Origin of the sequence: Streptomyces sp. DH-12 (assembly GCF_002899455.1) — a bacterium.
GTDB lineage: Bacteria > Actinomycetota > Actinomycetes > Streptomycetales > Streptomycetaceae > Streptomyces.
Window position 1 is genome coordinate 728,497 of sequence record NZ_PPFB01000001.1, and the last position, 11,599, is coordinate 740,095.

Annotated in this window: 11 protein-coding genes and 1 pseudogene; 3 read left to right on the forward strand and 9 right to left on the reverse strand. The window is 72.7% G+C overall.

Annotated features, from left to right (window positions below; genetic code table 11):
- Window positions 1-69: 69 nt before the first annotated feature.
- The 5 genes from C1708_RS02460 to C1708_RS02480 form a co-directional block, all read right to left on the reverse strand.
- Window positions 70-765 carry a L,D-transpeptidase family protein gene (locus C1708_RS02460; protein ID WP_106411075.1) on the reverse strand — a complete coding sequence of 232 codons (696 nt, stop codon included), beginning with the start codon at window positions 763-765 and terminating at the stop codon, window positions 70-72.
- 136 nt (window positions 766-901) lie between these two features.
- Window positions 902-1,729 (reverse strand): SDR family NAD(P)-dependent oxidoreductase, encoded by an 828-nt coding sequence (locus C1708_RS02465; protein ID WP_106411076.1) that lies wholly within the window; start codon window positions 1,727-1,729, stop codon window positions 902-904.
- 68 nt (window positions 1,730-1,797) lie between these two features.
- On the reverse strand, window positions 1,798-2,712 hold the full coding sequence (locus tag C1708_RS02470) for an SDR family oxidoreductase (protein WP_106411077.1): 915 nt from the start codon (window positions 2,710-2,712) through the stop codon (window positions 1,798-1,800).
- A gap of 155 nt (window positions 2,713-2,867) precedes the next feature.
- Complete coding sequence (locus C1708_RS02475) at window positions 2,868-3,497, reverse strand: MBL fold metallo-hydrolase (protein ID WP_106411078.1); 630 nt, start codon at window positions 3,495-3,497, stop codon at window positions 2,868-2,870.
- Window positions 3,497-4,582, reverse strand: a complete 1,086-nt coding sequence (locus C1708_RS02480; protein ID WP_106411079.1) for an S-(hydroxymethyl)mycothiol dehydrogenase — start codon at window positions 4,580-4,582, stop codon at window positions 3,497-3,499. Before C1708_RS02480 ends, C1708_RS02475 begins: the two co-directional genes overlap by 1 nt.
- Before the next feature lie 142 nt (window positions 4,583-4,724).
- Here C1708_RS02480 and C1708_RS02485 point away from each other — a divergent pair, with 142 nt between their 5' ends.
- Window positions 4,725-6,479, forward strand: coding sequence for an ABC transporter ATP-binding protein (locus C1708_RS02485; protein WP_106411080.1), 1,755 nt, complete (start codon window positions 4,725-4,727; stop codon window positions 6,477-6,479).
- Window positions 6,480-6,633: 154 nt separating this feature from the next.
- Here the strand turns inward: C1708_RS02485 and C1708_RS35765 are convergent, their stop codons facing one another.
- Entirely contained in the window at window positions 6,634-7,914 is a 1,281-nt protein-coding gene (locus C1708_RS35765) for a LysR family transcriptional regulator (protein ID WP_342210876.1), read from the reverse strand.
- Window positions 7,915-8,160: 246 nt separating this feature from the next.
- Between C1708_RS35765 and C1708_RS33705 the strand changes: the two are divergent.
- Window positions 8,161-8,256, forward strand: a pseudogene (locus tag C1708_RS33705) (nuclear transport factor 2 family protein); the annotation flags it as partial.
- A gap of 71 nt (window positions 8,257-8,327) precedes the next feature.
- Here the strand turns inward: C1708_RS33705 and C1708_RS02505 are convergent.
- Window positions 8,328-9,035, reverse strand: coding sequence for a TetR/AcrR family transcriptional regulator (locus C1708_RS02505; RefSeq protein WP_106411081.1), 708 nt, complete (start codon window positions 9,033-9,035; stop codon window positions 8,328-8,330).
- 142 nt (window positions 9,036-9,177) lie between these two features.
- On the opposite strand from C1708_RS02505, the gene C1708_RS02510 reads away from it, so the two are divergent.
- Window positions 9,178-10,464: a YncE family protein gene (locus tag C1708_RS02510; protein WP_106411082.1), complete on the forward strand. Its 1,287-nt coding sequence runs from the start codon at window positions 9,178-9,180 to the stop codon at window positions 10,462-10,464.
- A gap of 208 nt (window positions 10,465-10,672) precedes the next feature.
- On the opposite strand, the gene C1708_RS02515 is transcribed toward C1708_RS02510, so the two are convergent.
- Together C1708_RS02515 and C1708_RS02520 are read right to left on the reverse strand one after the other, a co-directional pair.
- The gene (locus C1708_RS02515) at window positions 10,673-11,257 is read right to left on the reverse strand and encodes a GNAT family N-acetyltransferase (protein ID WP_106411083.1); all 585 of its coding nucleotides are present in this window, start codon (window positions 11,255-11,257) and stop codon (window positions 10,673-10,675) included.
- 101 nt (window positions 11,258-11,358) lie between these two features.
- Window positions 11,359-11,562, reverse strand: coding sequence for an MbtH family protein (locus C1708_RS02520; protein WP_043505857.1), 204 nt, complete (start codon window positions 11,560-11,562; stop codon window positions 11,359-11,361).
- Window positions 11,563-11,599: the final 37 nt, after the last annotated feature.

The following is an 11,599-nucleotide window of genomic DNA, read 5'->3' on the forward strand; positions in this document are numbered from 1 at the left end:
GCAAGGTGGGCGAGTTCACACCGGCAGGACGCGGGAGCGCCCGGCCCGCGGGCCGGGCGCCGAGGGGCGTCAGGTGCCCGGCTTGCGGCCGTACACGTAGACGTCGTCGCCCTTCTTCAGCAGCGACCAGTACTTCTTGGCCGTGGTCGTGGTCATGTTGACGCACCCGTGGGAGCCGGGCGGGTTCCACATGCTGACGCCGGCGGAGTGGAAGGCCTGTCCGCCGTCGAAGAACTGGCTGTAGGGCATGGGCACGTCGTAGATGGTCGAGACGTGGTTCTTGTTCCGCCAGTAGACCTTCTTCAGACCGGTACGGGTCTCGTAGCCGTCGCGCCCGGTACGGACCGGGACCGGGCCGTACACGAGCTTCTTGCCGTCCTGGATCCAGCTCAGCTGGAGGGTGAGGTTGACGCAGGCGATGCGCCCCTTGTTGGTGGGGCACGCGCCTGCCTTGTTCGGGTTCTTCCCGACGGCCTTCTGCTTGTTCATCAGGTTCATCACGCCCCAGGTCACGGGGCCGGCGTACCCGATGTTGGGCCTGATGCCGTGCTTGTTCTGGAACGCCCGGACGGCCTTGCAGTCGGCGGCGGACTGCTTGCCGTCGACCGGACGGCCGAGGAACTTCTCCACCTTCTTCTGGTACGGCCCCGCCGACTTGGTGCAACTGGCGGCCTGGGCCGGCGTCGCACCGAGCGCGAGGGTGAGCGGAGCCACCAGAGCGGTGACCCCCAGGGCGACGACACCCCGTCTGCGCATCTCCCCCATGAGCTGTTCTGCCTTTCCCGCGGAAACGTGCGCCGGCTCGCGCACTCTGCCAAGTAGACGGCGGAGGGGGGCGTTCGGTTGTACCCGCGACCGGACCGTTGTGTCCGTCACGCCGGGTGCCTCGGCGTGAGCCGGGTCACGCGGAGTCCCCGGGGTGCGGGGCTCGTCGTCTTCCGGTGTGGTCCGCCGCCCGGTGGAAGCCGTGGTTGACGGCCGTGATGCCGCCGTCGACGACCAGGGTGGTGCCGGTGATCCAGGAGGCGTCGCGGGAGGCGAGGAAGGCGACGGCCGCCGCGATGTCCTCCGGCTCGCCGACGCGGCCCAGGGGGTAGAGCTCCGAGATCGCCGCCAGGTCGTCGGACCGGCCGGCCCAGGCGCGGGTGCGGACCGTGCCGGGCGCCACGAGGTTGACCCGGACGCCGCGGGGTCCCGCATGGCCGGCGAGGGTCCGGGTGAGGGAAATCAGACCCGCCTTGGCGGCGCTGTAGGCGTGGTTGCCGAAGTCCTGGAGCCCGTTGACCGAGCCGATGGTGACGATCGCGCCCCGGCCGGAGGCCTCCAGGTGCTCCAGGGCGGCGCGGCAGCAGCGGTAGGCGCCGGTGAGGGTGACGTCCAGGTCCGCGGCCCACTCCTCCTCCGGCTCGTCCTCGAAGCGGTGCGCGTCCGGGGTGCAGTGCGCGGCGTTGTTCACCAGTACGTCGAGCGAGCCGAAGGCGCGTACGGCGTGGGCCACCGCCGCCTCGACCGACGCCTGACCGGTCACGTCGCAGGCGACGGCCCGGACCGTGAGTCCGCGGTCGCGCAGCTCTGCCGCCGTGCGCTCCCCCGCCTCCGGGTCGGCGTCCGCGATCAGGACGCGCGCGCCCTCCTCGGCGAACCGTGTCGCGGTGGCGGCGCCGATGCCGCGTGCCGCCCCGGTGATGAGAACCCCGTACCCCGCGAAGCGCCCTGTGTCCGTCGTCATGGAGGGACGGTAGCCGCCCGGACGATCACCGCCGCAAGTCCTTTTCCGATCTGCCGGCGCCGGGAGGGTCAGCGGTAGCCGGTCACGTCGGCCGGCCTGCCCGCGTCCTGCACCTCGACCAGGTAGCGCCAGGCGTCGGGGCGGCTGCCGTCGAGGTCGGTGAAGCCGTACTCCTGGGCGAGGCCGCCGCTGGACAGGGAGGCGCCGTTGAAGCGGGAGACGTCGGGGTCGGCGGCGAGCGCGACGACGGCGCGGCCCACGTAGCGCGGTGTCTCGGAGATGGCGAAGTGCGGCACCTTGTCGAGCGCGTCGCGCCAGTCGTCCTCCCGCACCCCGAAGTGGTCGAGCATGATCTCGGAGCGCAGCCAGCCGGGGGTGAGGGCGACGGCGGTGGCGCCGCGCGGGCCGAGTTCGTGGCCCAGGGCGAACGCCATGCGCAGCACCGAGGACTTGGCGAGGTCGTAGAAGAAGGAGACCCGGTAGTGGTCGCGGTTGTACGCGGCGGTGCCGTCGGTGACCTCGACGACCAGACCGCCGGGGCGGCGCAGCAGCAGCGGCAGGGCGTGGTGACTGGTGATCGCGTGGGTCTCCACCGCGAGGCGCAGCAGCCGCAGTCCCTTGTCGAGGTCGTGCTCCCAGACGGGGGCGTCCCAGTCGAAGAGCGTCTCGCCGCCCCAGATGTCGTTGACGAGGACGTCGAGACGGCCCTGTTCGGCGGCGATCCGGTCGACGAGCGCCTTCACCTGTGCCGGTTCGAGGTGGTCGGTGGGGACGGCGATGCCCCGGCCGCCCGCCTCGGTGACCAGGTCGGCGGTGTCCTCGATCGTCTCGGGCCGGTCGTACTCGGAGCGGCGGGCGCGGGTGGTGCGGCCCGTGACGTACACCGTGGCGCCCGCCGCGCCGAGTTCCACGGCGATGCCCCGTCCGGCTCCCCGGGTCGCCCCGGCCACCAGCGCGACCTTGTCCCTCAACCGCTCCGTCATGTACGGCCTCCTGCACTCGTGTCCGTCTGTCGACGAGAAGCGTGACGGGTAAGCCGGACATCCTCTGTCGGTTTTTCCGCGGGGTCGTCCGCGTCTTCGGCGGGTTCGCCCGCACGCGCCCGGACGCGGCGGCGTCCGGGCGCGTGCCGTCCCGCTCAGTGGCCCCGGGCGATCCACTCGTCCAGGTGCGGGGCCTCGGCGCCGATGGTGGTCGGATCGCCGTGCCCGGTGAGGACCTTGGTCTCCGGCGGCAGGGTGAGCAGCCGGTCCCGGATGGAGTCGATGATCGTCGGGAAGTGCGAGAAGGAACGGCCGGTGGCGCCGGGGCCGCCCTGGAAGAGGGTGTCGCCCGTGAACACGGTCGCCAGCCCCGGGTCGTGGAGGCAGACCGCGCCCGGCGCGTGGCCCGGGGTGTGCAGCACGGTGAGGTCGGCGCCGCCGGCCTCGATGATCTGTCCGTCGGCCAGCCAGGCGTCGGGGTCGCGGTCCGGGTGGGTCTGCTTCCACAGCTGCAGGTCGTCGGGGTGCAGCCAGATCGTGGCTCCGGTGCGCTCGGCGAGGGCGGGCGCGGCGTCGATGTGGTCGTTGTGGGCGTGGGTGCACACGATGGCGGTCAGGCGCCGGTCGCCCACCGCCTCGGCGATGGCGTCGGCGTCGTGGGCCGCGTCGATGACGACGGCCTCGTGGTCGTCGCCCACGATCCACACATTGTTGTCGACGTCCCAGGTGCCGCCGTCGAGGCGGAACTGGCCGGAGGTGACGAGGCGTTCGATGCGGGCGGCCATCACAGCACCACCACCGAGCGCAGCACGTCGCCGTGGTGCATCCGCTCGAACGCCTTCTCCACCTCGTCCAGGGCGATGGTCTCGGTGACGAACGCGCCCAGGTCCAGGCGGCCCTGGAGGTGCAGGTCGATCAGCATCGGGAAGTCCCGGGACGGCAGACAGTCGCCGTACCAGGAGGACTTGAGGGAGCCGCCACGGCCGAAGACGTCCGCCAGGGGCAGTTCGATCTTCATCTCCGGGGTGGGCACGCCGACCAGGACGACCGTGCCGGCCAGGTCGCGGGCGTAGAAGGCCTGCCGGTAGGTCTCGGGGCGGCCGACGGCCTCGATGACGACGTCGGCGCCGAAGCCGCCGGTGAGCTCGCGGATCGCCTCGACGGGGTCGTTCTGCCGCGAGTTGACCGTGTGGGTGGCGCCCATGGAGCGCGCCTTGTCCAGCTTGCGGTCGTCGATGTCGACGGCGATGATCTTCGCCGCGCCGGCCAGCCGGGAGCCGGCGATGGCCGCGTCGCCGACGCCGCCGCAGCCGATGACGGCGACCGAGTCGCCGCGGCCCACGTCGCCGGTGTTGATCGCGGCGCCGATGCCGGCCATCACGCCGCAGCCGAGCAGTCCGGCGACCTGCGGCGCGACGGCCGGGTCGACCTTGGTGCACTGTCCGGCGGCGACCAGGGTCTTCTCGGCGAAGGCGCCGATGCCCAGCGCCGGGGTGAGCTCGGTGCCGTCGGTCAGCGTCATCTTCTGCCGCGCGTTGTGCGTGTCGAAGCAGTACCAGGGGCGTCCGCGCAGGCAGGCGCGGCAACTACCGCACGCCGCCCGCCAGTTGAGGATCACGAAGTCGCCGGGCCGCACGTCGGTGACGTCGTCGCCCACCGACTCGACGACGCCCGCGGCCTCGTGGCCGAGGAGGAAGGGGAAGTCGTCGTTGATGCCGCCCTGTTTGTAGTGCAGGTCCGTGTGGCACACCCCGCATGCCTGGACGCGCACGACCGCCTCGCCGGGTCCCGGGTCGGGTACGACGACCGTCTCGATCCGTACCGGCTCGTCCTTGCCGGGTGCGATCACGCCGCGTACTTCCTGGGCCATGGTGCTGACTCCTTCATCGGCCGGGTCCGTCTCCCCCGTCTCCCCCGACCCTACGCGGGAATGATCGGCTGTGCCGCCCACCGTGCGCTGCGCCTGCCCGGGCGACGTAGCCTGAACATCCGTCCGACGCCGAGGGGGGCTCGTGAGCATTGCCGGGGACCGGTCAGGACCGCCGGCCTGGCGGCTGCTGCTGTCGTACGTACGGCCGCACCGGTGGGCGCTGCTGGGCGGCGCCGTGCTGTCGCTGGTGACCGGCGCGACGGGGCTGGCGCTGCCGCTGGTGGCCCGGGAGCTGATCGACGACCTCGCGGCGGACCGGGCCGTCACCGGGGCGCTGCTGCTGATGTCGGCGCTGGTGGTCGCCAACGCGGTACTGGGCGCGGTGGGGGCGTACGTGCTGCGGCGCACGGCGGAGTCGGTGGTGCTCGGGGCGCGGCGCACGCTGTCGTCGTACCTGCTGCGGCTGCGGATCGCCGCCGTGGACCGGGCCGAGCCGGGTGATCTGATGGCCCGCGTCACCTCCGACACCACGCTGCTGCGGGAGGTGACCACCGACTCGCTGATCGGGCTGGGCACGGGCGGCCTCACCCTGATCGCCACCGTGGTGCTGATGGGCTACGTGGAGCCGGTGCTGCTGGCGGTCACGCTGGGGGTGATCGCGCTGGCGGGGGCGATGCTCGGGGTGATCGTGCCGCGGATCCGGCGGGCGTCCCGGCAGGCGCAGGACGCGGTGGGCGTGATGGGGGCCTCGCTGGAGCGGGTGCTGGGCGCGCTGCGCACGGTGAAGGCGTCCGGCGCCGAGCCCCGGGAGGAGCGGACGCTGCACGACGCGGCGCGCGAGTCGTGGCGGATGAGCGTGCGGGCCGCCAAGTGGTCGGCCGCGGCGGGCAACACGGCGGGACTCGCGATGCAGCTCGCGTTCATCACGGTGCTGGCGGTGGGCGGCGCGCGGGTGGCGACCGGCGCCATCGACATCGGGACGCTGGTGGCGTTCCTGCTGTTCGTGTTCTATCTCATGGCGCCGATCTCGCAGGTCGTCGGCGCGGTCACGCAGTACCAGGCGGGCAGCGCGGCGCTCGCCCGGATCCAGGAGGCGCTGCGGCTGCCCGCCGAACCGGCCGCGCCGCCCGCCGCGTTGCCGTCGCCCGGCGCCGCCCCGGCGGCCGTCGCCTTCGAGGAGGTGCGGTTCCGCTACGCCGACGACCTGCCGTACGTCCACCACGGGGTGACGTTCACCGTGCCCGCGCGGGGCCTGACCGCGTTCGTCGGCCCGTCGGGCGCGGGCAAGACGACGGTGTTCTCCCTCATCGAGCGGTTCTACGACCCCGAGTCCGGCGTGATCACCGTCGACGGCCGGGACCTCACCGACTGGGACCTGCCGGAGCTGCGGGCGGCGATCGGGTACGTCGAGCAGGACGCGCCGGTGCTGTCGGGTTCCCTGCGGGACAACCTGCTGCTGGGCAACCCCGGCGCGGACGAGGAGACGCTGACCCGTGTCCTCGCCACGACCCGGCTGGACGGGCTGGTCGCCCGGCTGCCGGACGGGCTCGGCACCCTCGTCGGCCACCGCGGCACCAAGCTCTCCGGCGGCGAGCGGCAGCGGGTCGCCATCGCCCGCGCCCTGCTCCGCCGCCCCCGCCTGCTGCTGCTCGACGAGGCGACCTCCCAGCTCGACGCGGTCAACGAGGCGGCGCTGCGGGACACCGTGGCGGACGTCGCGCGTACGACGACGGTCCTGGTGGTCGCCCACCGCCTGTCCACGGTGACGGCGGCCGACCGCATCGTGGTGATGGACGCGGGCCGCGTGCGGGCGGTGGGGACGCACCGGGAGCTGGTCGCCTCGGACCCGTTGTACAGGGAGCTGGCCGCTACGCAGTTCTTGGCCACGGCGGGGTGAAACGGGCCGGGGGACGCGGGGCCGGTCCCCGCCTGCCCCGAGGACGCCCTCCGCGGGCAGGCGCCCCCGGTCCCGGGGTCCGTGCGCGGCCGCCGGTCGGCGCCTTCCTCGCCGGGGACCTCCGCCCCGTCGCTCAGCGAGCGCGCGTCTCCGCTCACTCCAGGTGGAGGGCTGCCGGGCGCGGCAGTCGGCGTGTCGTCTCGGCGTGGTCGTCGAAGTCGAAGTCCCCGGTGGGGTCCAGCTCCGGATAGCGAATGGTGGACGCATCGCCGGCGAGTCGCCGGCCGGTCGCCCGGATGCGGGCGTTCCAGACGATGCTCAGCGCCTCCCCGCACTCGAGGCAGTGCCCGTCGGCCGCCGAGGCGCGCAGGACGGGCAGGTCCGCCAGGGCACCGGGGCGGGCGACCGCGCGCTCGAAGACCTCCCTCCCCTGGGCGATCAACCAGCCACGGAAGTAGTCGAAGCCGTCGTCGGAGCATCCGCCGTTGATCACGTAGGCGGCGGCCCACAGGGGTTCGTGCAGGAGTCCGCCATCAGGTTCCACAGCACCTGCTGGGCAGCGACGATCTCCGCGTCGGTCGTGTCGCCAGCCGCGCGCTCGCCCGGCGGGCGACGTCCCCGGCGTCGTCCGGGTCGGGCGCCACGTCGGTGACCGGCACGTAAGCGATGTCGGGGCGCGGGGACACCGCCGCGACCGACTCGGGCACCAGCACCGTCCCGCTGTCGGCCCGGACGTACGCCAGGATCTCCTCCAGTCGTGGACGTCCGGGCCGTGCCGCCACGGGGCGCCGTCGGGGCGTGGGTCGGCGTTCCACACGGCGGACCACGCCGGGGAGGCGCCCGCGTACCGCAGCAGAGGTTCGTCGGCGAGGGCGCGCAGCCCGACCGCGTCCTCGCCGGCCAGGGGGTGCCGGACGGGCAGCACCGCGCAGATCCCCTCCCGGTACAGCGGCAGCACGCGCAGCCGCTCCGCGTCGACCGGCAGGCGGACGAAGCCGACGTCGGCGGTGCCGTCGAGCAGGGCGGCGGACCGGCTCCACCAGCGCAGCCGGACCAGTTCGACGCACACCTGCGGCTCCCGCGCGGAGAAGGCGTGCAGCGGCGCGGTGATGCCGGAGCTCAGCATGAAGCCGGCCTTGAGCACGCCCTCCCCCGCCGCGGTCCGCCGGACCCGGATCCGCGCGGCGCGGGCGGCGGCCAGCAGGTCCCGGGAGTCCTGGAGGAACTGCTCGCCCGCGGGCGTGAGGGCGACCTCGCGGCTGTTGCGGCGGAACAGGGTCACGCCGAGGTCGTGCTCCAGCCGCTGGATCTGCCGGGACAGGGCGGGCCGGGTGACGTGCAGGGCGGCCGCGGCCTGCCCGAAGTGCAGGCGCTCGGCGACGGCGACGAAGGAGCGCAGCCGGCGCAGATCCAGATCCGTCCGCCGGCCGTCCATGCCGCCCTCTTCCCCGCTGCCTGCACCGATGCACCGACGTCATCGTAGGCGCCGAAGGAAGCATCGGACCTTCGGGAAACCCCAGGTCACGCTGGTTACGTACCGCGGGCGGCGTCGATCCTCCGCCCGCCTCTCCCCCTCTTCCGGAGTGTTCGTCATGATGCGCGCCGCCGTCGCCGGCGGCGGACACGCCCCGTACGTGCTGCTCAAGGCCGGGTTCGTCACCCCGCTTCCGCAGGGGCTCGACCCGATGGTCCCCGGCTCGCCGGGACCGACGTCGTCCACCTGCGGCGGGGGCTGATCGACCAGATGATCGTCTTCGCGGGGGACCTCACGCCGGCGGGTCGACGCTTCGTCGACCTGTCCGCGCCGGTGCGCCCGGGGGTTCGGCGGGTTCGGCGGGTTCGGCGCGCTCACCGCATCGGCGTCCGCGGCGTTTCCGCCTCCGGTGTCTCCGGCGTCCCCGGCGTCCCCGGCGTCCCCGGCGGACGGAGAATCGCCAGGAGCTGGCGGACCAGTTCGTCGACGACCTCGTCGAGGGTGGCCTCGACCCATCCTGCGTTCCAGTCGTGCAGCAGTCCGTTGACGCTGCCGATGAAGCCGGTCGCGGCGAGGCGGTGGTCGCGGGGTGCGGCCTCGCCGCGGGCGACGGCGGCGGCCGCTTCGGCGCAGATCAGGTCGACCCAGCGGGCGCGGCGGGCCAGCCGCTGTTCCTCCAGGCGCGGGCTCACCCCGATGATCTCGGTGAAGGCGATGCGGATGCGGCGCGGGTCGCGGGTGGCGGCGGCCGCGTAGGCGCGGAAAATGGCGGCGGCGCGCTCGGCGAGCGGGGCGTCCGCCGTCCCGGCCGCCGCGGCGAGGACGGCCGCCTCGGCCCAGTCGTTGACCTGGAGGTGCAGTGCGGCGAGGACGTCCTCCAGGGTGCGGAACTCCTCGTAGAACTGGCGGGTGGACAGTCCGGCGGCCTCGCTGAGGGCGGCGACGGTGGTGTTCCGGTAGCCGGGCCCGCCGCCGAAGAGTTCGAGGGCCGCGTCGAGGAAGCGGCGGCGCCGCTCGGCCCTCCGCTCCTCGGCGGACTTCCCGGCGTACCGGCCGCTCGGTGCGCTCAGTCTGTCCGCCACCCGGTCTCCTCTCCCCGCGCCCGGCAATGTTGTCGTGTCCGCGGTCTTGTGGAGAACCCCTGACCGTCCCTACTTTTCAGTAAGTTCAATCTGAAAGCGCGTCTGTTCAGATTCCCCTCCCCCTGTTTGACATGTCCCGATCATGACCCCCCACCCGCAGAGGAGACCCGCCGTGCCGATCCGCAGCAGGCATCTGTGCACCCTCGCCGCCGCCGTCGCCCTGACCCTCACCGCCCCCGGAGCCGTCGCGAGCGCCGCCGGCCCGGCCGCGCCCTCCGACGGGCTGCGGGAGGTGCTGTTCGTGGGCAACAACTGGGACGGCACCGCCGACGTCATCGAGTCCGGCGGTGACCTCGGCCGGATCGGCCGGATCAACGTGATCCCCGACAAGGACCAGCGGATGGCGGAGATCAACGCCAACCCGATCCGCTGGATCTACTTCATGGCGATCCGCAACACCGTCGGCGAGGGCCACGACCAGTTCGTCGACGACATGTACTCCACCCCGGACGGCACCTCGGTGGTCGTCTCCCGGCCCAGCTTCGCGGACGTCGTCTCCCTCGACCTGGCCACCGGACGCGTCAACTGGCGCTTCCCGGTGTCCGGCCACCGCTCCGACCACATGGCCGTGTCGCCCGACGGCACGCGCGTCGCCGTCTCCGCCTCGACGTCCAACACGGTGCACGTGCTGGACATCGAGACCGGCGAGGAGGTGGGAAAGTTCAAGACCGGCGACAAGCCGCACGAGAACGTCTTCAGCCGGGACGGCCGCTACATCTGGAACATGTCCATCGGCGAGGTGAACACCGACCTGGACGCGCCCTGGCTGGACTGGACGAAGGGCGACCGCAAGATCACGGTCGCCGACGCCCGGACGTTCGAGCAGGTCCGGGTCATCGACATGCGGGAGCGGCTGGACGCGGCGGGTTTCAAGGAGTACTCGGACGCGGTCCGCCCCGCCGCCTTCTCCCCCGACGAGTCGAAGCTGTACTTCCAGGTGTCGTTCTTCCACGGCTTCTTCGAGTACGACGTCGCCGCCGACCGGATCACCCGGGTCAAGACCCTGCCGAAGAACCCGGACACCGGCGAGGACCGCACCACCTGGGTCAACGACTCCCGTCACCACGGCATCACCATGAAGCCCGACGGCGCCAAGCTGTGCGTGGCGGGCACCATGGACGACTACGCGACCGTGGTCGACCGCGACACCTTCGAGCACGGCCCGCTGGTCACCGTCTCCAAGCCGTACTGGGCGACCGTCAGCGGCGACGGGGAGTCCTGCGTGGTCTCCGAGAGCGGCGCCGACCGGGTCACGGCGATCGACTTCGCGACCGGCGAGAAGACCGCGTCCGTCCCGGTCGGCGACCACCCGCAGCGAGTGCGGCTCGGCCATGTGCGGGAGGGCTGGACCGGACCCTCGGGCGGCTGACCCGCGCCGCACGCGGGTGGCCGATGGTCCTGAACCGCCCGTCCCCCGCTCGAATCTCCTCCGGGATGTGTGAGTCCCACGGACAGGGGTAGTCGCCACGTATCACCTCCGATGGAAGGGGGTCCGTGGAAGAGTCGCATCACTCGCAGGGCCCGGGCCGTTTCCACCGAAGCGAAGCGGCCCGGACCGTCGGCGCGGCGGCAGGTTCTCATTCCGGGTGCTGATCTGAACCGTGCGACGGCACCTCGAGGTGCCTTTCGGACGTCTGACCGTCTTGGGCGTACGCGTCCGTCGTCGAGATCACCAGCAGCTTCGTGACGGTGCCGTCGTCGCCGGTCACGTCCCGTACGTGCCGGAAGCCCAGGCGGCGGCACATGGCCAGGCTGGGGGTGTTGTCCGCGCCGACCATGCCGTAGGCCTCCTTCAGGCCCAGGTCGTCGGCGGCGTGGCGCAGCAGGCCGCGGACCACTTCAGTGCCCAGGCCCCGGCCCCAGTACGGGGGCGCGAGGGCAGCGATCAGCTCGTGTCCGTCGACATTGCCTGTCTTCTTCACCTCCGCGTGTCCGACGAAGGTCTCCCCCTGCCACACCCCCCATACGTCGAACAGGCGTTGCGGGTAGATGTCGGTGAGGATGGTGCGGAACAGCGTGCGGATGTCCGCCTCGGGCACGCGTTCCTGGCCCATCCAGCGGCAGACCTCCTCGTCGCGCAGCAGCTCCACGAAGGCGTCCTCGTCCTCGGGGCGGTAGGGGCGGAACGTGAGTCGTTCGGTGTGCAGGACCGGTGTGGTCATCAGGCTCCTCGGGACATGCGGGGAGGACGGCGGAACCGGGCCGGGGCAGGCGGCAGCGGGACGCACCCCGGCCCGGTCTCTCGTGCCTCCGCGCGAGTGCGTCAGGCTTCGGCGTTCTCCATGCGCTCCCGCAGGCTGCGGGGACGCATGTCGGTCCAGACCTCGTCGACGTAGGCGGAGCACTCCGCCTCCGTGCCCTCCTTGCCGACGGGCTGCCAGCCGGCGGGCACCTCGATGTCGACGGGCCACAGCGAGTACTGCTCCTCGTCGTTGCGCAGCACCTGGTAGCGGGTGTTCTCGTCCATGTCCGGCTGTCTCGCTCTCTCGGTCGGTGATCGGGTG